The 21412-nt window shown below is 57.3% G+C and carries 21 protein-coding genes; 7 read left to right on the top strand and 14 right to left on the bottom strand.

The genetic code is table 11. The features are described 5' to 3' along the window. Window positions 1-32: 32 nt before the first annotated feature. From D9N13_RS06220 to D9N13_RS06180, 9 genes are all read right to left on the bottom strand, one after another. The gene (locus D9N13_RS06220; RefSeq protein ID WP_290587330.1) at window positions 33-1964 is read right to left on the bottom strand and encodes an iron ABC transporter permease; all 1932 of its coding nucleotides are present in this window, start codon (window positions 1962-1964) and stop codon (window positions 33-35) included. After that, window positions 1961-2890 carry an iron-siderophore ABC transporter substrate-binding protein gene (locus D9N13_RS06215; protein ID WP_290587328.1) on the bottom strand — a complete coding sequence of 310 codons (930 nt, stop codon included), beginning with the start codon at window positions 2888-2890 and terminating at the stop codon, window positions 1961-1963. The genes D9N13_RS06220 and D9N13_RS06215 overlap by 4 nt, the downstream gene beginning before the upstream one ends. Then, window positions 2887-3681, bottom strand: coding sequence for an ABC transporter ATP-binding protein (locus tag D9N13_RS06210; RefSeq protein WP_290587326.1), 795 nt, complete (start codon window positions 3679-3681; stop codon window positions 2887-2889). The genes D9N13_RS06215 and D9N13_RS06210 overlap by 4 nt, the downstream gene beginning before the upstream one ends. A gap of 183 nt (window positions 3682-3864) precedes the next feature. Next, complete coding sequence (locus D9N13_RS06205; RefSeq protein WP_290587324.1) at window positions 3865-4830, bottom strand: alpha/beta fold hydrolase; 966 nt, start codon at window positions 4828-4830, stop codon at window positions 3865-3867. 61 nt (window positions 4831-4891) lie between these two features. Then, complete coding sequence (locus D9N13_RS06200) at window positions 4892-5245, bottom strand: hypothetical protein (RefSeq protein WP_290587322.1); 354 nt, start codon at window positions 5243-5245, stop codon at window positions 4892-4894. A 106-nt stretch (window positions 5246-5351) separates the two neighbouring features. Then, window positions 5352-5834, bottom strand: coding sequence for a GNAT family N-acetyltransferase (locus D9N13_RS06195; protein ID WP_290587320.1), 483 nt, complete (start codon window positions 5832-5834; stop codon window positions 5352-5354). 5 nt (window positions 5835-5839) lie between these two features. Then, window positions 5840-6970, bottom strand: coding sequence for a PQQ-dependent sugar dehydrogenase (locus D9N13_RS06190; RefSeq protein WP_290587318.1), 1131 nt, complete (start codon window positions 6968-6970; stop codon window positions 5840-5842). A 10-nt stretch (window positions 6971-6980) separates the two neighbouring features. Further along, entirely contained in the window at window positions 6981-7991 is a 1011-nt protein-coding gene (fbp, locus tag D9N13_RS06185; RefSeq protein ID WP_290587316.1) for a class 1 fructose-bisphosphatase, read from the bottom strand. 292 nt (window positions 7992-8283) lie between these two features. Then, window positions 8284-9156: a metal-dependent hydrolase gene (locus D9N13_RS06180; RefSeq protein WP_290587314.1), complete on the bottom strand. Its 873-nt coding sequence runs from the start codon at window positions 9154-9156 to the stop codon at window positions 8284-8286. A gap of 295 nt (window positions 9157-9451) precedes the next feature. Here D9N13_RS06180 and D9N13_RS06175 point away from each other — a divergent pair, with 295 nt between their 5' ends. The 3 genes from D9N13_RS06175 to D9N13_RS06165 are packed head-to-tail and all read left to right on the top strand — an operon-like array spanning window position 9452 to window position 13156. Next, window positions 9452-10864: an MBOAT family O-acyltransferase gene (locus D9N13_RS06175; protein WP_290587312.1), complete on the top strand. Its 1413-nt coding sequence runs from the start codon at window positions 9452-9454 to the stop codon at window positions 10862-10864. Beyond that, window positions 10839-12065: a hypothetical protein gene (locus D9N13_RS06170; RefSeq protein WP_290587310.1), complete on the top strand. Its 1227-nt coding sequence runs from the start codon at window positions 10839-10841 to the stop codon at window positions 12063-12065. Before D9N13_RS06175 ends, D9N13_RS06170 begins: the two co-directional genes overlap by 26 nt. A 59-nt stretch (window positions 12066-12124) precedes the next feature. After that, on the top strand, window positions 12125-13156 hold the full coding sequence (locus D9N13_RS06165; protein ID WP_290587308.1) for an aspartyl/asparaginyl beta-hydroxylase domain-containing protein: 1032 nt from the start codon (window positions 12125-12127) through the stop codon (window positions 13154-13156). Between the two features lie 24 nt (window positions 13157-13180). Here D9N13_RS06165 and D9N13_RS06160 read toward each other — a convergent pair whose 3' ends face one another. The 5 genes from D9N13_RS06160 to yrfG all read right to left on the bottom strand — a co-directional run bounded on the left by D9N13_RS06160 (window position 13181) and on the right by yrfG (window position 18656). Continuing rightward, window positions 13181-14299 carry a methyltransferase gene (locus D9N13_RS06160; RefSeq protein WP_290587306.1) on the bottom strand — a complete coding sequence of 373 codons (1119 nt, stop codon included), beginning with the start codon at window positions 14297-14299 and terminating at the stop codon, window positions 13181-13183. Between the two features lie 90 nt (window positions 14300-14389). Then, window positions 14390-15934: a phosphoenolpyruvate carboxykinase gene (locus D9N13_RS06155; protein ID WP_290587304.1), complete on the bottom strand. Its 1545-nt coding sequence runs from the start codon at window positions 15932-15934 to the stop codon at window positions 14390-14392. Between the two features lie 398 nt (window positions 15935-16332). Then, the gene (hslO, locus tag D9N13_RS06150; RefSeq protein WP_290587302.1) at window positions 16333-17229 is read right to left on the bottom strand and encodes an Hsp33 family molecular chaperone HslO; all 897 of its coding nucleotides are present in this window, start codon (window positions 17227-17229) and stop codon (window positions 16333-16335) included. Between the two features lies 1 nt (window position 17230). Continuing rightward, window positions 17231-17671, bottom strand: a complete 441-nt coding sequence (gene hslR / locus D9N13_RS06145) for a ribosome-associated heat shock protein Hsp15 (RefSeq protein ID WP_290587300.1) — start codon at window positions 17669-17671, stop codon at window positions 17231-17233. Window positions 17672-17984: 313 nt separating this feature from the next. Beyond that, window positions 17985-18656, bottom strand: a complete 672-nt coding sequence (gene yrfG, locus D9N13_RS06140; protein WP_290587298.1) for a GMP/IMP nucleotidase — start codon at window positions 18654-18656, stop codon at window positions 17985-17987. Window positions 18657-18689: 33 nt separating this feature from the next. Here yrfG and nudE point away from each other — a divergent pair, with 33 nt between their 5' ends. The 4 genes from nudE (at window position 18690) to trxC (ending at window position 21364) form a co-directional block, all read left to right on the top strand. Further along, the gene (gene nudE / locus D9N13_RS06135; RefSeq protein ID WP_290587296.1) at window positions 18690-19238 is read left to right on the top strand and encodes an ADP compounds hydrolase NudE; all 549 of its coding nucleotides are present in this window, start codon (window positions 18690-18692) and stop codon (window positions 19236-19238) included. 3 nt (window positions 19239-19241) lie between these two features. Then, entirely contained in the window at window positions 19242-20063 is an 822-nt protein-coding gene (cysQ, locus tag D9N13_RS06130; protein ID WP_290587294.1) for a 3'(2'),5'-bisphosphate nucleotidase CysQ, read from the top strand. A 156-nt stretch (window positions 20064-20219) separates the two neighbouring features. Further along, window positions 20220-20867 (top strand): glutathione S-transferase family protein, encoded by a 648-nt coding sequence (locus tag D9N13_RS06125; protein WP_290587292.1) that lies wholly within the window; start codon window positions 20220-20222, stop codon window positions 20865-20867. A gap of 71 nt (window positions 20868-20938) precedes the next feature. Continuing rightward, window positions 20939-21364 carry a thioredoxin TrxC gene (gene trxC / locus D9N13_RS06120; RefSeq protein WP_290587290.1) on the top strand — a complete coding sequence of 142 codons (426 nt, stop codon included), beginning with the start codon at window positions 20939-20941 and terminating at the stop codon, window positions 21362-21364. Window positions 21365-21412 lie beyond the last annotated feature (48 nt).

The raw sequence follows: 21412 nt of genomic DNA, 5'->3' as shown, positions 1-21412 counted from the left end.
AAGCCTCTCTCTCCAAAGACTTGTGTTGATCTCTATTTCTGAATTCGAATGCCCACTGACATCAATCCGATGAAGTACAGCCCGCCCAGCAGGGATACCAGTAGCCCGGCGGGCAGTTCATAGGGGTGCATCAGGGTCTGGGCTGCCAGGTCCGCCCACACCATCAGGCAGGCACCCAGCAGTAAGGTAATGGGTATCAATTGTTGGTGGTTGGATAACCCCAACAGGCGTGCGGCATGGGGTGCCATCAAACCGATAAAGGTGATGCCGCCAACCAAGGCAACGGCTAACCCGCTGAATGCCGAGGCGATAAGCAACAGCAGCAGTCGCGCCCGTTGCAGGTTCAGGCCCAGGCTGATGGCCCATTGATTACCCAATTGCAGCAAATTCATAGCACGCCAGGTCAACCAGACTGTGGCCATCAGCAGCAGGCTTAGTAACGCATAACCCAGTGCCATTGGCAGGGTGGCGGTGTAGGTCGTGCCCGACAACCACATAAGGGCATCGGTGGATTGGTTGGCGCTCAGGGCAAACACGATGGGTGTGACCGTGCTGGTGATGGCCGTGAGGGCGATGCCGGTGAGCGCCAGCCGCACCGGTGAGAAAAAGGCACCCCGGTTCAGCCACAGCATGATCATCAGCCCCGTGGTACTGCCCAGCAGGGACAAGGTGATGGTGGTTGCCTGGCTCATACCGGAGAGGAACACCCCCGCCAGCACCACGCACAATACCCCGCTGTGGGTCAGGCCGGTGATGTCCGGGCTGGCCAATGGATTGCGCAAAAACAGCTGCAGTATAAGGCCGGCAGCGGCCAGACCGGCGCCGGCGCACACCGCGTAAAGCAGGCGCGGCAGGCGTAATGCAAAAGAGTCCGCCGTGGGGTCACCTTGATACAGGGTACAGGCGATTCCCGCGCTGGTGAGGGCCAGCAACACCACGGCGGCGTGGCCGGCATGCACCCGGAAGGGTGCGCTCAACGACAAGGTATGTTTGCTGGGGCTGTGAAATGCATGCTTGCTGCGGTGACGCAGGAAATACAGCAGGCAGGGCGCCCCCAGCAAGGTGGTTAACGCACCGGCCGGCACACTGATGTTGTCGCCTCCCAGCAGCCGTGCCAGCACATCGGCTCCCAGCAGAATCAGTGCGCCCCAGGCCATGCTCCAGAGTGCTTTTTGCGCGCTGGTACGGGCGCCACAGCCACTGGCCAGATGGGGGGCAATCAGCCCCACAAAACTGATCATGCCCACCACGCTGCAGACCAGTGCAGCCAACAGAATGGCCGCGCAAAGTGCGATGATCTGAATGGGTTTTACCGCCACCCCGAGACTGCTGGCGCGTTCTTCGCCCAGGGCGAACAGATCCAGGGAGCGGGCCAGGGGCACCATACCCAGAAAGATCAACAGCAATACCGTGCCGATCCACCACAACAGGGAATAATCATGCAGGTGCAGATTGCCGGCGCCCCAAATGTAGAGGCCATCCAGGGAGTTCTCAAAGAACAGCAACAGGATGGCCGCCAAACCATTCAGCCCCAGGTTGATGATCATGCCGATCAAGACCATGTGCACCGGCCCGCCCCCAAGGCGCCGGGCCAGCAGCAGGGTCAAACCACCGGCGAACAGGCCACCCAGCAATCCACCCACCGGCGAAAATCCCGGGTGGCTGCCGATGCTGGCGGTCAACGTAACCCCCAGCATGGCGCCGGCGTTGATGCCCAGGGTGGAGGGGCTGGCAAAGGGGTTGCGGATAACCTGCTGAATCAGCAATCCCGCCAGGCCCATGGCGCCACCGCACAACAGCGCCAGGCTGAAGCGGGGCAATTCATACAGGCGCAGCAGTAATTTTTGTTGCTCATGCAAGGGCAGGGGGAGCTGCACCAGCAGCCACAACAGCACCACGGCGCAGGTCAAGCCGCTGAAGAGAAGATAGACCCGGCCTGGATTCAGCGGTGCGGCCGGGCTCATGGGGCACGCTCCAACAGGGCGTCGCTGATGCGTTGTGCCATGCGCGTGGCTGAGGCGGGGCCGCCAAAGCCCCAGCTGTTCGGTACACGGTAAACGCGATTACTTTGTACAAACTCCAGGTGGGGCCAGATGGCGGATTGCTGCATGATACGGGTTTCATCGGAATCGTCGCCAAAAATAATCAGGTGGCAATTGCCCAGGGCCAGCATTTGCGGTAACTGGATATGACTGAAATCCCGCCCCGGCAAAGCGTGATGCCATTGATTGCTGAGCCCCAATTGGTTGGCTACGTCGGCGGCCATGGCGGCATCGGTGAACACCCGCAGGCCCATGCCCATGCCTACAAACTTGCCCAGCACCACCGGTTGCCCCGCCAATCCTGCCGCGGCTATACGTGCCTCGGCATCGGCAATGGTGGTGAACAGGGATTCGATGGCCGCCTCCGCCTCCGCCTCCCGCTGCAGCAGTTTCCCTAACTCCCGGGTGATGCGCAGCATCTGCTGAAAGTAGCGAAAATCCGGGTCAGAGGCGCTGGGGTACTGACGATACAGTAAGGTGGGCGCGATGCCCTGCAGGCGTTCCAGTTGATTCTGGTGGCGGAAGTTATAACCCAGAATCAAATCCGGTTGCAGGCGTGCGATCACATCCAGATTGGGATTGCCACGGTGGCCAAGGTCCACCACGGAATCCGGCAAGGGTGGGTAGTTTGACTGCCATTTGCGATAACCGGGTACCGTGGCCACACCCACCGGGGTTATCCCCAGTGTCAACAGAATCTCCGCCTGTGACCAGGTCAGTGCCACAATGCGTTGCGGTGTGCCGTTGATGTCGGTGGTGCCGGCGTCGTGCACCACCGTGAGCGCCAGTGCGTCCGAGCAGGCAAACAAGAGGCTGCAAAATATCAGGATAAGCACGCTACGGTTCATGCTGCACCGTTTTCCATTCTATAGAGGCTGGCTTGCAACACGGGTTTGTGGTTGCCGGGCACACGGACAAACTGGCAGGACAGGTTGAACACCTCTTTCAGTAGAAGCGGATCCTGCAGCAAGGTAATGGCGCCGGCGGCCTGTACTTTGCCCGCTTTCATGACCACCACCTCATCACACCACTGGATGGCCTGGTTCAGGTCATGAATGACCAGGGCAATGGTTTTATTCAGATCCTGGTTCAGGCGTTGGATCAGTTCCATCAGTTCCAGTTGGTGGGATAGATCCAGAAACGAGTTGGGTTCGTCCAGCAGCAGCAGGTCCGCACCCTGAGCCAGCACGGTGGCAAGCCATACCCGTTGCATTTCCCCGCCGGACAGATTGTCCACCACCACCTCCGCCTGGCTCAGCATCTCGGTTTGCTGCAGCGCTTGTGCAACAACGGCGCGGTCTTCTGCGTTCAGGTTGGCCCAGGGGGGGAGGTGAGCAAAGCGTCCGCAGGCGACTACTTCTTCCACCGTCATGCCATTGGGACGCTCGGAGCTTTGCGGCAGGTAGGCCAGTACTCTGGCCAGTTCCTTGCGTTTCCAATCCGCCAGCGGCCGCCTGTCCACGCAGGCTGTCCCTTCGGTGGGCGCGATTGCCCCCACCATGACTTTCAGCAGGGAACTTTTGCCGGACCCGTTGGGCCCCACGATGGCGGTGATCTTCCCCGGTGTCAGCTGGATTGAGACGGAATCCAGGATGCGGCGCCCACCCCGCGACACGCAAACCTGATCTAGCGAAATCATACTCTCGGCCTTTAATTCCCCAAAACATTTCTAAATCATAATGCAAATAATTATTAATTGCACTATGTGCGAAAGCAGATCGGAGGGGCTAAGGACACCCGCCCCGGCATGTGTTCGGGAAGGCAGCCGGCGGTGACAGATTCCGGAAGGGCATGCCGGCCACCCCCTGCGGGGGGTGGGGCATCAATGCAGATTATTGATATTTCGAAGAAACTTGGTGACAGCCGCTACGGTTTCGGTGGGGGCTTCTTCATGGGGAACATGGCCCAGCTCTGCAAACATCACCAGTTGGCCATTGGGAAGATCCTGCTCAAAACGCCGGGCGATACTGGGTGGAATCAGGCGATCCTGTGCGCCCCAGATCACCAGCGTGGGCTGTTGTATGGTTTGTACCAGCGCGCTCTGATCCTGATATTCCAGTTGCGCAAAGCGTTCGCGCAGGGCGCCACGGTTACCCTCCCGCAGGCTGAGATCGAAATAGCGGTCCACCAGCTCCGGGGTCACCCGTGACGGGTCGCCGTACACATCCCGTACACTGGATTCCACCGCCGAGCGCGGCAGGGTGAACTCCATAATCCGGTTCAGCAGGGGGGTTTGGGATATCACAAAGGCCAGGGGCATAGACTCTGCTTCAAAGGGATAACCACCGGAATCCACCAGGATCAGTTTCTCGATGCGCTGGGGGTGGGCCGCCGTGGTGCGCCAGGCGATGCTGCCGCCCAGGGAATTGCCCGCCAGCACGAAGCGCTCAATACCGAGGGTGTCCATCACGTCGATGACAAAGTCCACATAGGCTGCCAGGCTGTAGTTGCCGTCCGCCGCCGGGCCGGTGAGGCCGAAGCCGGGCAGATCAAAACGGATCACGCGGCGGGTCTGGCTTAATTCGGCAACCCAGCCATCCCAGGTGTGCAGGCTGGCTGAGGTGCCGTGCAGTAACACGATGGGGGTTGTATCCTGGCGCGGGCCCTCATCCCGCAAATGCACTAACTGGCCTCCAACCTCTATAAACTGGGAAGGGGGTGGCGCCCAGCGCTCGCGCAGTTCTTCCACACTGCGATCCGGTTCCCAGGTGGCGGCCACCATGCCCGCACTTAACAACAATACCACCGCGATCAATCCCGTGATCAGTTTTATAAGAAACGTTACCATCCTTAACTCCCTGTTCAGTCAATGAAAAACTAAAATAAATACGCTGGTTCAGCGCCGGTGCTCAGGCACCTTTCCACTCCTTGCCCCATTCAAGATCGGTAATACGATACTCGCCGGCCACTTTTTTCAGGGCCAGGGTGATGGCCTCCAGTTCGCCATCACCTTCCATGGGCACGTAAACCCATTGCCCGAATTCATCTTCATCCACCCACTGTAATGCTTCCGGTACCGGTGCCACGTCTTCCGTATCAAAGTGCACAATCATCTCATCGAATTCATGTTCCAGATCACCGGGGCTGATGTCGGCCGAGAGTTCCGGCGCCAGCAGGGCGTGAGCGGCAGCAAACTCGCGGGTGGCAATAAGGACACCAAATTTAATTGCGGTAAAGCGCAGTTCATCTTCCAGGTTTTCCATAACGACATCTCGGCTGAATGGATGGGCAGGTGCAGGTAACAATCGTTCCACTAATATAACGATTTCACCCCGCTGGCAATGAGGATTTGGCCGGTGGCACTTTTTTTTACAGATTCTTCTGCCAGAACAGGGCCTGGCCGGTATCGGGGGTCAGTTGATAATGCCGGAAGCCGAATTTTTCATAGGCCCCCTGGGCCGGGGTGTTGCCGGAGAGCACCTCCAGAGTGATCTTGCAGCAGCCACGACGGCGGGCGATGTCTTCAATGTTGCTCAGCAGGATCTGGCTCAGGCCCTGGCCGCGATAGCCCGTGCGCACCATCAAATCGTGGATGTTGAGCAATGGGCGGGCAGCGAAAGTGGAAAAGCCCTCTAGGCAGTTGGCCAGTGCAGCCGCTTCGCCGTTCACATAACAGAGCAGGCTGAACGCCTGGGGGCGCTTGGCCAACTCCTCCACCAGGGTGGCCTTGACCTGGGCCGACAGGGCGCTGCCGCCACCCATTGGATCATGGGCGTACTCATCCAGCAGCGTGATCAGATCCCGGGCCTGATTGGGGTTGCGATAGTCCACGGTGATGGTTTCAATGGCCATTGGGGTCAACGGGGAGTGGGTTGCAGTCGAATGATTTTACCGTTATCGCTGTCGGTGAGCAGGTACAGCAAACCGTCCGGCCCCTGCACCACATCGCGGATGCGTTCACCGACTTCTGCCTTTAACAGGCGCTCTTCCGCCACCACTTTTTCACCGTCCAGCTCCAGCCGCACCAGTTGTTGGAATTTGAGGGAGCCCACAAACAGGTCCCCCTGCCACTGGGGAAAGGCTGACCCGGTGTAAAACGCCATACCCGAGGGGGCAATGGATGGCACCCAGTAATGCAGCGGTTGTTCCATGCCGGCTTTGTGGGTGCCTTCCCCGATTTTACCGCCGCCGTACTCCTCACCGTAAGTAATCACCGGCCAGCCATAATTTTTGCCGGCGGCCGGAACGTTGATTTCGTCACCCCCCTGGGGCCCGTGTTCGTGAATCCACAGGCGTCCGCTGCCTGGGTGGATGGCGGCCCCCTGGATGTTACGGTGGCCGATGGACCAGATCTCGGGCAGGGCCTGCGACGCTGCGCCTTGTTTGGCGCCGCCGGTTTTGGCATAGGGGTTATCCCCGGGCACCCGGCCATCGGGCCACAGCCGAATAACCTTGCCGTGGTGGTTGTCCAGGGTCTGGGCGTCATCCCGGGGCAGGTAACGCTCCCCCAGGGTGATAAACAGGTAACCGTCGTTGGAAAACGCAAGGCGGCTACCGAAGTGACCGCGGGATACGTATTTGGGTTGCTGGCGGAAGATCACCTCAAGATCGGTGAGTTGCCGCTGGTCCGGGCTCAGTTTGGCGCGGGCCACCGCGGTGGAGTTGGTCAGGGGCAGTGTGCCGGGCTCGGCATAGCTGAAGTAGATCCAGTCACCCTGCACCGTCACATCCAGCAATCCACCCTGGCCCCCAACCCAGATCTCCGGCAGGCCGGCGATGGGTTTGCCCACCCGGCCCTGTTTCACCAGGCGCAACTGGCCGGAGCGTTCGGTGACCAATAGTTGTCCGGAGTCCAGAAAGGCCAGCCCCCAGGGGTGATCCAGATTGCGTGCGATCACCTCGACGCGGAAGTTGGCCTGCTGCGATTCCACCGCCCATAGCAGCGGGGTTAACAGCAGGCCGAGCAACATCGTCAGCAGGGGTTTCATGATGACACCATCAGCCGAATTCGCAGATGAATTCGTCCAGCTTGTCCACCATGTTGGGCGAGCCCACAAACAGCGGGCAGCGCTGGTGCAATGAGGTGGGCTCGATATCCAGTATGCGCTGGCCGTTGCCGGCGGTGGCTTTGCCCCCGGCCTGCTCGATCAGGTAAGCCATGGGGTTGCATTCATATAACAGGCGCAATTTACCCTGCGGGTAGCGGCTGGAAGTGGGGTACAGGTAGATGCCACCCTTGATCAGGTTGCGGTGGAAGTCCGATACCAGGGAGCCTATATAGCGTGAGGTGTACGGGCGTTTGGTGTCGACATCTTCTTCCTGGCAGTATTTGATGTATTTCTTCACCCCTTCCGGGAAATGTACGTAGTTGCCTTCGTTGATGGAATAAATGGTGCCGTCTGTGGGGATTTCCAGGTTGGGATGGGACAGGCAGAATACGCCGATGGTGGGATCGTAGGTAAAGCCATTGACGCCATTGCCGGTGGAATACACCAGCATGGTGGATGAGCCGTAAATCACGTAGCCGGCGGCAATCTGCTTGTGGCCCGGTTGCAGGAAATCGGCTTCGGTGACCTGAGTACCCACCGGTGACACCCGTTGATAGACGCTGAAAATAGTACCCACGGACACGTTGACGTCGATGTTGGAGGAACCATCCAGGGGATCGATCAACACCACGTACTTGCCATCGCAGTTTTTGGTCTCCTCGAATTTGACGAATTCCTCTTCCTCTTCCGAGGCAATTCCGCACACCACGCCCCGTTGCGCCAGCGCATTCTTGAAGCGTTCATTGGCGTACACGTCCAGTTTTTGCTGTTCTTCGCCTTGCACATTCTCATCGCCGGCCGCACCGGTAATGTCGGCCAGGCCGGCCTTGTTGATTTCCCGGTGGAGAATTTTTGCCGCCAGCCGGATGGAGGAGAACAGCGAGCTCAGCTCACCGCTGGCATCCGGATATTCCATTTGCCGGTCTATGATGAATTCGCCCAGAGTCTTGATGATTTCCATGAATGCGGTCCCGTTACGTCTGAAGAGCGCCGAATGGCGTCGAAATAAATGAAAAAAGTGGCCCTGAATGGGTTTAGATCATACCGGTTTCAGCGGGGCTAAACCAGCGGCGGGAGTGGTGTCGGGTGTAAGGTGCGGGCCCGGGCAACCTGCCGTGAAGGGGTGAAGGCACCAGCGTTGATCAAACAGGAAAACCGGGCACTAAAAAAGTGCCGGTTTCAATCATAGGATCGGAACCGGCACGGGTAGGGCCTAATACAGGCTCAAAAAAGTCGCCAGGCGTTACAGAGGGTCAAACGGATAAGTAGGCCTTGTCGCCCACGTACCGGCTCAGCATTTCCAGGCCCTTGTCACGCAGTGCGCGGCTGTCCTTCTGGGAGGGGTGAAAATCCGGTTTGTAATAGGCCAGATAGTGTTTGCCCAACTCGGCCAGCACGTCGCGATGTTGCCACAGGCCCTTGAGCCGCTGGCCCACGCCCATACGGCGCTGACCGGGCTGTTGTTTGGCTGCTTGCAGCAGTTGCGCGGTGTGCAGGGTGGAAAAAAAGCTGAACATGATTGTGGTGACGGCCATTTCACTGACCCGGATCCAATAGCTGTCCACCTGCTCCTGGAACACATCATAGGCCACCGCCTTGTGTTCACTTTCCTCAATGGCATGCCAGACCCAGAGGGGTTTCAGTTGGTCGTCCACTTCATCAATGAGTTCCGGATGGGCCAGCAGCAGCTCAGCGAACAGAGCGGTAAAGTGCTCCAGGGCGCAGGTTTTGGCCAGCAGGCGCTGCGGTGAGTAGAACTTCTCGATGCGTTTCAGGCCTTCTTTGGTGTAGCGGTCAATAAAGTCCACCGGGATGCCTTTGCGGGTCATCATGTCGTTAAAGGTCTGGTGTTCCTTGCCGTGATGGGCCTCCTGACCGATGAAGGCCTTTACCTGCTTTTGCAGCTCCGGGTCTTTAATGGCCTTCTGGTAGTGGCGTACCGAGCGCATGAACATGCGCTCCCCCTCCGGGAAGGTGCCGGAAAGCGCGGTCAGGATCATGGTGCGCAGGGGATCGCCGGCAAACCAGAAGGTGGGAACTGAATCGTCGAACTCGAAATCCATGTGCCTGACAGGGATGGCATCGGTGCCGATGCGGTTGGCATTCTGATGGGCTGCTGCGGTCATGGTGTTCCTCCGAAAAAGGCGCCGTTGATGATTCTTGTCATGGTTATGTGTCAATCGGTCCGGTAAAATTGGCGCTCACGTACCACTAATATAGCCAGTATAAGGAATGTCCGGGTGTAGAACGCAGTCAGGCTGTGCTAATTATTGGTCATTTTGGGCCAGTCGGCTGATCTGACCGATTATCTGACATCAATTGACGTCAGCTGTAACCGTGCTGGACAATAGTCGCCCCAGAGTTCCCAGGCTGGTTGTAAAGCAAGCCGGGATAATAAAAAGAACATTGCAGACCGACTGAATGCTATTCAATACGCCACTATTCCTGGGCTTTTTTGCCCTGTTTTTTGTCCTCTATTTCTTCGTGTTCACCCAGGCCCGCCTGCGGGCGCTGTTTCTGGTGGCAGCCAGCCTGGTGTTCTACGCCGGTTGGGACTACCGCTTTGTTCCCTTGCTGGTGTTCAGCGGGGTGGTGGATTTCTTTGTTGCCCAGCAAATTGAAGGGCACAGTCAGGCCCGGCAGCGCAAACAGTGGTTATTGGTGTCCATTGCCGTCAATCTGGGCATTCTCGGCATCTTCAAGTATTCCAATTTCATGATTGGCTCGGTGCAGGAAACCCTGAGCTTTTTCGGTATGCCGGTGTCGCTGGGTACGCTGGAAGTAGTGTTGCCGGTGGGAATCTCGTTTTATACGTTTCAAAGCATGAGTTACACCATTGATGTGTACCGCGGCGAAACCAGAGCGCGTAAGGATTTCGTGCCCTTCTTTGCCACCTTGTCCTTTTTTCCGCAACTGGTTGCCGGGCCCATCCTGCGGGCCAAGCAGATTCTGCCGCAGATCGAGCGCTTTCCCCAGGTAACCCCCGAGGATGTGAAATTCGGCTTCGTGCTCATCACCATGGGCCTGTTCAAGAAAACCATTGCCGATTTGCTGGCGGCGCCGGCACAGACCCTGTTCAATGGTGACGGGCCTCTCAGCTGGATTGAAACCGTCACCGGGGTGCTGGCCTTTGCCGGACAGATCTACGGCGACTTTTCCGGCTACAGCGATATTGCCATCGGCATCGCGTTGCTGCTGGGGATCAAGATTCCATTGAATTTCAATACCCCGTACTTTGCCTTGTCACCGGTGGATTTCTGGAAACGCTGGCATATTTCCCTGTCCAGTTGGCTGCGGGATTACCTGTATATTTCCCTGGGTGGCAATCGCAATGGACGCCAGATACGCAATGTGTTCATCACCATGTTACTGGGTGGGTTGTGGCACGGTGCCGCCTGGACCTTCGTCTGGTGGGGGGCCTATCACGGCACCATTATTTCGCTGACGCATCTGCTGCGTGGAACCCGCGTCGGGCAATGGCTGGGCAGCATCAATCTGTCGGCCTTCCGCTGGTTGCAATGGCTGTTTACCTTTTACCTGGTGTGCATCGGCTGGGTGTTTTTCCGGGCGGAAAGCCTGGGGGATGCGTTCAGTATTATTACTGCGCTGCACAGCCCGGCTTCCGGCGTAGACGCGCCGCCTTTTGCCGGTGGTGTACTGGCCATGGTGGCACTGGTGATCCTGCTGATTCATTGCATTGATTACGGCATTGTGCACCGCCGGGAATTGATCACCCGTCGTTATCCACGCTTTGTGCCTCTGATGATTCTGGGGCTGACCTTTACCTTCCTGATCGGAGAACCGGGCCATGAGTTCATCTACTTCCAGTTCTAGCCGAAAAACGGCGCTGTACACCATGTTGATTGCCGCCGTTACCCTGCTGCCGGCCATGGGGCTGGTGAATTGGCTGACCCGTTCAGCGGAAAGCAACGCCGGTGACATCTTCGGTATTCAGCGTATCCGCTCGGTGACCAACGCACTGGATTACATGGCTGCCACGGAGGGCAATACTGCCTTGTTTATCGGTTCGTCGCTGGTGAAGGACGGCTTCTCGCCGCGTATTTTCGATCAGGCAGTGAAAGCAGCAAACGGTGCCCGGGTGACCAGCTTCAATGTGGGCATGGGCAACATGAAACCCACCTATCAAAAGTTACTGGTCCAGCGCATGGCGGAAGCCTATGCCGGACAGCACAGCAAAGCCCGCCTGACCCTGTTGGAGTTCAATCCGTTTCTGGTGACGGATGCCCGGCAGGCGTTTCGCCCGTTTATGACCGAACAGATTCAGGCGGTGTTGATGTCGCCGCGGCAGGTGACCAAAACCCTGTGGGAAGATCCGGAGCGCTTTGCCCGCCTGCTCAGCATCAAGTACCTGCGTCATGGTGTGTCGGCGGAGGCCATCACCGGTGGCATCCGTTTTCTGGTGAATCAGGCCCAGGCCCAGGCGCCCATGCTGGAACAGCTGACGAAGGATCAGCTGGATCATATCCAGCAACTGGCCGCGTTTCGCAACCAGTTAAACCAGTATATCCGGCAGCAACATCCGGTGACCTACAAATCCCACGTCTGGAATCCGGTGACTCAGGGCGGCCTCATTGACATGATGGATTTGTCCACAGAGGCCCGGGATCTGGTGGTGAAAATCTCCAGTCAGATGCGTCATCCCAAGGCCATGGAGATGGATTTGCAGGGCCGGATACAATGTTGTGATATTGAAAATCTGAGTTTCAATGACGAGCTTATCGGGGATTTTCTTGATACTGTTGAAACCGCCAAGCGGTTTTCGCAGCGGGTTGAGATCGTGCTGATGCCCCGTAACAGTGACTGGGTAAAGTTGTCGCCGGAGGGGCAGCGGCGGCTGCAGCAGATGCTGGCCCATCTGGCACGGCAAAGTGGTGTCGGTATTCGTAATTACCAGAATCATCCCGCCTTCGACGGGGATGATTTCTATGACGTGACCCATTTGTCCATGGATCAGGGCAGGCCACTGTTTTCCAGAGTGCTGGCCGGGGATCTGGCAGCGGTGTTTCAGGAATAAGCACCCTGCCGGAATACAACTAAGAACAAAAACGGTGAGATCACCGACAGGAGTGTGACATGAAAACCACCAGTGTACAGTTAAGGGGCAGCTTTGATGTGGCGCGTCTGAAAGCTGACCTGGACACCGCCACGGAGCATTTTAAATCGGCGCCGCAGGTGGGTAAGTACCATGATGGCAGCTGGACCGGCATAGGCTTGCGTAATTTTTCCGGTGATCACGGCAACACGCTGGCGGCCCATACCGGCCACAGCAAGGATACGGCGGTGCTGGAAAAGTGCCGCTACTTTAAGGAGGTACTGGATAACATCGGCTGCCCCGTGTACGTGGCGCGAATTCTGTTTTTACCTCCCGGTAAAGTCATTGGTGAGCACACCGACGCGGGCTTCGGCTGGAACTACGGCATGGTGCGCCTGCATATTCCCATCGTTACCGATCCCCGGGTGGAGTTCAGCATTGGTGATGAGGCGGTTTACTGGAAGCCGGGCGAATTCTGGTTTGGTGATTTCAGCAAGCCCCACTCCCTGCGCAACAAAAGCGATGTTACCCGGGTGCATCTGGTGATGGACTGCCCGATCACGGCGGAAACCCTTGAGCTGTTTCCCGATGCCTTCATCGAGCAGGTACGCAGTGAGTCAGACATTCTGCAATTGAATCCGGTGGCCATGGATGAGGAAACACTGCGGGCCTATTGTGGGACGTTGGTGGTGCGGGGGCCGTTGCTGGGTTTGCAGGTTCCCATTTCCGGCGATGTGTTTGTCAGTGACGGCATGCTGGCGGTCAAGATCCGCGGTCTGCCCATTGTTTATCACTTCACTCCCATCGGTGAACATCGTTTCCAATGCAACACCTATGAACTGAAATGGGCCAAGGATCCCCGACAACAGGATGCCAGCCTGGTGATCAGCAAGGATTATAAAACCGGTAAATCCCAGGAAGTGACGGTTTACCGCAAGCAACCCATGGGAGTGCGGTTATTCTCCTGGGTGCAGCGCGTGCTGGTGGGCAGTGTCTGGGCGGCCTACTTTGGCCTGTTGAAACTAAAGCGCCTGTTTTCCGGCAGCAAACATGTAACGGAGCAGGTGGGTTAACCTGCTCCGGTTGCGGCTGAACCGCTAGCGTGGACGGCTGGCGCTTATCACCACAAACTTGGGGTTGCTGGCACAGAGTTCCACCGCCTTGAAATGGGCGCGCAGGGTTTGGTGATAGTCCAGATGCCGGTTGCCCACCACCACCAGTTTGCCTTCGTCATTCAGGCAACGTTTGGCGCCCTTGAACATCCGTAGTGCAATATTGGAATCCAGCCGTGTACCTTCGTGAAACGGTGGATTACACAGAATCAGGTCGGCCTTGTCTTCAAATCCATCCAGCCCGTCACTGGCGATCAGCTCACAGGGGTTGGGTATCTTGTTCAGTTCAATGGTTTCCCGGGCGCTTTGCAGGGCCAGCCAGGAATCGTCCAGCAGGCTCAGGTGGGCGCCGGGGTTGTGGCGGGCCGCAAAGCAGGCCAGGGCGCCATTGCCGCAGCCCAGGTCAATGATGTGCTCGGCAGCGCTGGCATCGGGAAAATGTTCCAGCAAAAAGCGGGTGCCCAGATCCAGTTTCTGTTGTGAAAACACACCGGGGTAATTCACCAGTTCCAGCTCGGTACCGGGCACACTGTAGCGGGTCGGCTGGGGTGTCAGCGGGTTCAGCGTGGCATCAAATTGCGAGAACACCAGGCGGGCCTTGCGTGTGGCCAGTGAGGTGTGGGTGGGGCCGATGCACTGCTCGAAAACCTGCACCATGCTCTTGCTCAGGTGTTTGACCATGCCCGCGCCAATGATCCGGGTTTGCGCCGACAGCATCGGTCTTAAGCGTGTCAGTTGGTATTCCAGCAAGGCCAATGTTTTGGGGATCTTGATCAGCACGGCGTCGAACAGATCCTTTGGCAGCTCGGTGGCATCCAGCCAGTGCTCAGGAGAAAACGGCAACTGGTTGCGGTGCAGGTTTTGCTGCAAGGACAGTTTGCTGCAGTAGCTGTCATTCCAGCTATAGGGGCGCCTGTGATGCAGACAGGTACCCAGCGCACCGTGGGCATCGTTCACGATCAGTATCCGCTGCGGCGCGGGTTCCAGGCTGGCCAGTTCTTTCAGCAGCAGGTCATCGGCGGCGCTCCAGGCCTGGAGTGGGGATTTGGGGTGGTGGTGCAGGGGTAATAATGTAAAACGGCCAAACGGGCTGTCGTATTCCATGGGGCTCTCACTGGATAAAAAAACCGCCCCCAACCGTAACAGAAGGGGGCGGCTTTTTAACGTTCTTAACGAACGGGGCGCTGGCGCAGATTACTCTGCTTTCGGGCCAGCATTGCGAATGTCGTCAGACACTTCAGCGTACTTTTTAAAGTTTTCGTTGAACAACTCGGCCAGGTGCTGGGCACGGGCTTCGTAGGCTTCCGGATGAGACCAGGTGTTTTTCGGAATCAACAGATTGGGATCAACACCGGGTACGTCAACGGGCACGTCCAGATTCAGGGTATCGATGTGCTGGGTTTCCACTTCATCCAGCGCGCCACTCAGGATGGCGGTGATGACACCCCGGGTGGTGGGGATGTCGAAGCGTTTGCCTTCACCATAAGGGCCACCGGTCCAGCCGGTGTTCACCAGATACACTTTGGAATCGAATTCCTTGATGCGCTTGATCAGCAGTTCGGCGTATTCGCCTGCCTGACGGGGGAAGAACGGGGCGCCAAAACAGGTTGAGAACGTGGTTTTGATGCCGGCATCGGAACCCATTTCGGTGGAGCCCACCAGCGCCGTGTAACCACTCAGGAAGTGATAGGCAGCGGCTTCGTTGCTGAGGCGGGAAACCGGCGGGATAACGCCGTTCAGGTCACAGGTGAGGAAGATCACGTGCTTGGGCTCGCCGGCACGGTTCTCCAGTACACGCTTTTCAATGTTTTCCAGCGGGTAGGCCGCACGGGTGTTCTGGGTCAGGGAGCAGTCGGTGTAATCCGGTACCCGTTGCTCGTCCATTACCACGTTTTCCAGAACCGCACCGAACCGAATGGCTTCCCAGATGACCGGCTCATTTTTCTTGCTGAGGTCGATACACTTGGCGTAGCAGCCGCCTTCCATGTTGAATACCGAGCCCTTGGCCCAGCCGTGCTCGTCGTCGCCAATCAGGTAACGATTGGGGTCTGCGGACAGGGTGGTTTTGCCGGTGCCGGACAGGCCGAAGAACAGGGCAACACCGCCGTCTTCACCCACGTTGGAGGAACAGTGCATGGGCAGTACGGATTTCTCAGGCAGCAGGAAGTTCTGTACCGAGAACATGGCTTTCTTCATTTCGCCTGCGTAGCGCATACCGGCGATCAGAACCTTACGTGCCGCAAAGTTCAGAATCACGCAGCCGTCGCTGTTGGTGCCGTCGCGCTCCGGGTCGCATGCAAACGTGGGGGCGTGGAGGATTTCCCAGGGCTCTTTGGTCTTGGGATTGAATTTCTCCGGAATGATGAACAGGCAGCGACCGAACAGGTTGTGCCAGGCAGTCTGGGTGGTGACTTTCACCGCGATGTAATGATCCGGATCGGCGCCCACGTGCAGGTTGGAAATGAACTGATCGCTCTGGGAAACATGCTCTGCCACCCGGCTCCACAGCGCGTCGAATTTGTCAGCAGGGAAGGGGCGGTTAACCGGTCCCCAGTGAATGGATTCACTGGTGCTGGGCTCGTCTACGATAAAACGGTCCATGGGGGAGCGGCCGGTGCGGGCGCCGGTTTTGGCGACAAAGGCACCGTTATGGGCCAGTTCACCTTCTCCACGTTTGATGGCTTCTTCAATCAATAACGTGCTGCTCGGATCGGTAAAAATCTGGGGAGCGTTTGACATGTTTCCTATGACCTCACTTTAAACGGCTTGTGACCGCGCTTACTAACAGTTTGAAATTAAAGCTGTTTTGGCTATCGTTATGAGATAGCGTTCCCGCAGGCAGTGCCTCGACGGTAGCTTCTCGCAAGCAGGTTTGATACTGGGCTGTACCCGTGGCAGACCGATGAATTTCATGGTTGCTGCGGCGGTGACCTGCTCGGCTTAACGCCAGCCCGAATTCGAGCCGCGCATTATGGCAAATTTCATAGAAAAACGCTAAGCCTTTCCTGTTCGCCCCAAGCCGGGTAATCCGGGCCCCACTTCAGGGCAACATTGCCAAGTCTGATATGGATTGAAAGTGACCACTCACAAACAAAACGTGTCGGACGGCTAAGTGCCCATGCCCCCAGCAATTTTGACTAATTTATAGTCTTGTCTTCTGAGGTGTCACTGGGGCTGGCCGCCGTGAACAACAGCGTCACATCCACGGCATCGAACCGGTATTGTTCATTGCAGAACTGGCAGGTGACCTCAATGTGGCCCTGTTCGGCGATGATCTCCTCCAGCTCTGCGCGGCTGACCTGGACCAGTGCATCGGCGGTCCGTTGGCGGCTGCAGCTGCATTCAAACACCACGGGCTCCGCCGGGTATAACTCCACCTGCTCTTCATGGAACAGGCGGTGGAGCACCGTGGCGCAGTCCAGATTGAGCAGTTCCTCTGCCGTCAAGGTGCTGGCCAGTGTGGTCATGCGTTCCCATTCTTCCTGCTGCTTTTCCTCAGCAATTTTAATGCCGGAATGGGTGGGCAGAACCTGCAGCAGCAGCCCTCCGGCCCGGTTGTTGCCGTGAAACAGCTTGATCTGGGTGCGTAACTGCTCGGAGCTGCCGAAGTATTCCTCCAGACATTCCGCCAGGGTGGCCCGATCCAGGGGCACGATGCCCTGATAGCGCTCACCCTGTTGCGGTGTGATGGTAATGGCCAGGGTGGATTGCCCCAGCATGCCCTGAAAGTCGAGGCCGCGGGTGTCCCCTTCCCAGCGGGCAATGGCGCGCAGTTTTTGATCGTGGGTACACTCCACCGACAGCAGGCTGACATTGCCCTTGCCCCGGGCCTGAATGGTCATGCTGCCTTCGAACTTGAGGGTGGCGGTCAGCAGGATGGAGGCCGCCATCATTTCCCCCAGTACCGATTGGATCTCCAGGGGGTAATCATGCTTTGCCAACACCGTCTGGTAGCTGGCATCCAACAGGGTCCATTGCCCCCGCACGCCGCTGTCGTTGATGATAAATCGATGGCTGATGTCGGATTCGCTCATGTTACTCGCTCTGCTGGTGTCGAAACTGAATGATCTGTCTGCGCTGCTTTTTATTGGGGCGGTTGGCGCTGCCGGGGGTGGCCGCGCTTATGGATTTGCGTTGGGCGGCGGCCAGCTCCCGTTTTTCGATGCTGTCCGGGGTTTCTTCATACAAGCTGGCCGCTGCGGTGGCGTTGCCCCGGCGTTCGCAGAGGGCTGTTACGATCACGGTTTTTTCGTCAAAGCCCTGCCGCAACCGGATCTGAGCCCCCACAGTCACTTCCTTGCTGGCTTTTACCCGGTGCCCCTCATAGTGCACCTTACCGCCCTCGATCATGTCTTTGGCGATGGAGCGGGTTTTGTAAAAACGCGCCGCCCACAACCACTTGTCCAGGCGGATTTTTGCTTCCGAGCCGGGCTTGGCGGGGGCTGAACTGTGGTTTGGCTTGTGGTGCTGACCCATGATGTTGTTAACCGTGAATGACTGCATGACCGGCCGAGTGCGCCGGTGGATAAGAACGTGACAGGAATATTGGATTATACCGGGAATCGAAGTGGGTTGCGCGGGTGAAAAAAAGGCGCCGGTGCGGCGCCAAAGTATCGACTACACAACTCAAATGCTTCATATAGATGATGGGCTTACTGCAACACTGTGTGCCTAGTGTTGAGCCAATGGTAGAAAACCGCTTGTCGGAAGCCCAGATGCCATGGCGCAAATGGTCAGATGTCCGCGCACGTTTGTCCTGATTGACCAGCAACAGGAAACGGAGCCTGGGTCAGGCTTCCCCGGCGGCGTCCGGTGGGTAAATGCTGCTGAAACAATCCAGGCCGATGAATTCTTCTGTGTCCATGCTGCCTTGCTTGCTGTCCGGTTGCAGCACCCCCAGGGTGTAGGCAATACCGGCCTGTTGGGCGGAACGCAACACCGCCAGGCTGTCATCGATCAGCAGGGTGCGGGCCGGTTCATAGTGCATGACCTCCTGCAGGCGGCTCCACAGTTGCGGATCCTCCTTGGGCAGCCCGAAGTCATGGGAGCTGAAAATGCCGTCGAAATGGGGAGCCATGGGAATCTGTTTCAGCTTCAGGTCCAGACTGCCGCGGTGGGCATTGGTGACCAGCACCGCCTTGCGGCCGGATTGCTGCACTTTCTCCAGAAAGGTGATGGCATTGGGGCGCAGGCCGATAAGGTCTTTCACTTCTTCTTTCATGGCCACGATATTGAGGCCGGTTTCCGCGCTCCAGAAATCCAGGCAGTACCAGTTCAGGGTGCCGCGGTGCTCCCCGAAACGGGCGAACAGTTGGGTTTTGGCGTCATCAAGGCTAATATGGTTCGCCTCGGCAAAGCGTTGGGGCACCAACTCCATCCAGAAAAAATTGTCGAAGTAGAGATCCAGCAGGGTTCCGTCCATGTCCAACAGCACGGTTTCGATGTGATCCCAGCAAATCATGATTGTCGTTACTCCTTGAATTGAGCCATTACCATGCCGCAAAAGCCTACCATACTCGATCATCAATTAGTGGCGGAAAGCCGCCTGTTTGGCATCGAGCGTTTACAACTGCGTTTTGCCAACGGCGAGGAGCGGGTGTACGAACGCCTGCGCACGCCGCGCATTCCGGCGGTTCTGGTGGTGGCAATAAAAGACAACGGCAACGTGTTGCTGATTCGGGAATACGCCTGCGGTACCCACAGTTATCAGCTGGCGCTGCCCAAAGGTGCCATGGACGGGCAGGAAACTGTGTTCGAAGCCGCCAACCGGGAATTAATGGAAGAGGCGGGCCACGGTGCCCACCGGTTTACCCAGTTGAAAGCCCTGTCTTTATCCCCGGGTTACATGGGGCACATGATTCACATTGTGATGGCGGAGGATCTTTATGAAAAATCACTGCCCGGCGATGAGCCGGAGCCACTGGAAGTGATTGAACACCCGCTGGAAGACATCGACAGTTTATTGGCCGCGGACGATTTTACCGAGGCGCGATCATTGGCCGCTTTGTACATGGCCCGCGACATAATCCGAAACAGGAAATAATAAATGAGTGATCTGGTAACCAAAGAATTGATGGAAAGCGTTTTGGCCATTGCCGAGCAGGCGGGGGAGGCCATTAAGGTGGTTTATGATCAGGCCGACCCGGTGACCGTGCACACCAAGTCCGATGACAGCCCGGTCACCGCGGCGGATCACGCCGCCCACCATGTCATCGTGGATAAGCTTACCGCCCTGACACCGGATATACCGGTGTTTTCCGAAGAGTCGGAAAACGTATCCTACGCCGAGCGGAAGACCTGGCCCCGTTACTGGCTGGTGGACCCGTTGGATGGCACCAAGGAATTCATCAATGGTACCGGGGAGTTTACCGTCAACATCGCCCTCATTGAAGATCATGAGCCGGTGCTGGGGGTGGTGACCGTGCCGCTGAAAAACCAGGCCTATTTGGGTGGCCAGGGTGTGGGTGCGTTCAAGGTGGATGCGGGCACATGGCGTAAAATATCGGTGCGCACGGTGGAAAACCGTCAATTGGTGGTGGTGGGCAGCCGCCGTCACGGCGCCGAAAAACTCAATGCATTGCTGGCCAAACTGGAAGCCGCAGGCTACCAGACCGACATGACCAGCATGGGCAGTTCCCTTAAATTCTGCCTGATCGCCGAAGGCAAAGCCGATCTGTATCCCCGCCTGGCCCCCACCAGTGAATGGGATACCGCGGCTGCCCAGGCGGTACTGATGGAAGCCGGAGGCCGCGTCATCAACACCGAGTTTGATCCACTCACCTACAACCGTGAAGAGAGTGTATTGAATCCGGAATTTTATGCCCTGGGCGATCCGGCCATTGAATGGGAAACTTTGCTTAAATCCTGATCAAATCTCGTCAGAGCCCCCCCGGGCTGGGCGAAACGCCCGGGAGCGGCTACTCTTATGGACATAACCGGGGGCACAGCCGGTGCAGTAGAATAACAACATTGCCCTCTGGATTTTCCGATGCACTTGCATCATCGACCAAGAGGAAACCGCGCTATGGATCTGTACTTTTCCTATCTCTCCACCTATTCACAGAAAGTTTTGCTCGGGCTTTACGAAAAAAATGTGCCCTTTACCGCGCACATGGTGGATCTAACGGACCTCGAGGATCGTGAGGCGTACCGCAAACTGTATCCGTTCGGCAAAGTGCCGCTGCTGGTGCGTGATGATGGCCGCATGATTCCCGAATCCACCATCATTCTGGAATACATTGATGCCACCTTTGAGCAGGGGCCGGTACTGATCCCGCGGGATGCCGAGCTGGGGCGCCGTACCCGCTTTATGGACCGTATGTGTGATCTCTACCTTAATGATCCGGTGGTGAGCCTGATTTTTGAAAGCTGGAAACCGGAATCGGAACGGGATCAGACATTGATCAGTAACAGCAGCGAACGCATCGGTACCATGTATCGCTTTATGGATGATCAGTTGGCCAAAGGGGGTTATCTGGCGGGGGATACCTTCACCATGGCCGATTGCGCAGTGATGCCGGTGCTGTTTTACGCCAATTCCTTTGCGCCGTTTGGTGCCTTTGACAACATCTACCGGTATTGGGAAGAGGTCTCGCAACGGCCTTCCTTTATGCGGGTGAAGAAAGAGGCGGAGCCCTATGTGAACGCGGTGATGGGGGAGCGCGGGCAATAGAGCCCGAGCCACGCTTTAAAATGCCCTGCAGCGGCCCCATATAACGCAAAACCCGTTGATTGAGGCCCGGCATGATCCGCACCTGCTCCCATTGTCATACCAAAAACCGCATCCCCGCCCGCTATCTGGCAGCCCGGGGTAAGTGCGGGCAATGCAAACAACCTTTGCCTCCGCAATCCCAACCCATCGAAGCAGACGCCAGCACCTTTGATGATATTGTTCAAAACAGCCCGGTACCGGTACTGGTGGACTTCTGGGCCGAGTGGTGCGGCCCCTGCAAAATGACGGCGCCGGAATTCAGTAAGGCGGCCCAGGCCCTGGCAGGCAAAGCGGTACTGGTGAAAGTGAATACTGAATCACAACCGCAACTGGCGGCGCGTTTTGGTATTCGCAGTATTCCCAATTTTAAATTGTTCGTTGGGGGTGAGGTGAAATTTGACCAGGCTGGTGCCCTGTCGGCGGCGCAGATCGAACAATTAGTGAACCGGTTTCAATAACCTGGTGAACCACGAAAGATTGGTGTATACAAAACACATTGGGGCACA

Source organism: Ketobacter sp. GenoA1, assembly GCF_003671475.1.
GTDB lineage: Bacteria > Pseudomonadota > Gammaproteobacteria > Pseudomonadales > Ketobacteraceae > Ketobacter.
This window is presented reverse-complemented; position numbering and strand designations above follow the sequence as displayed.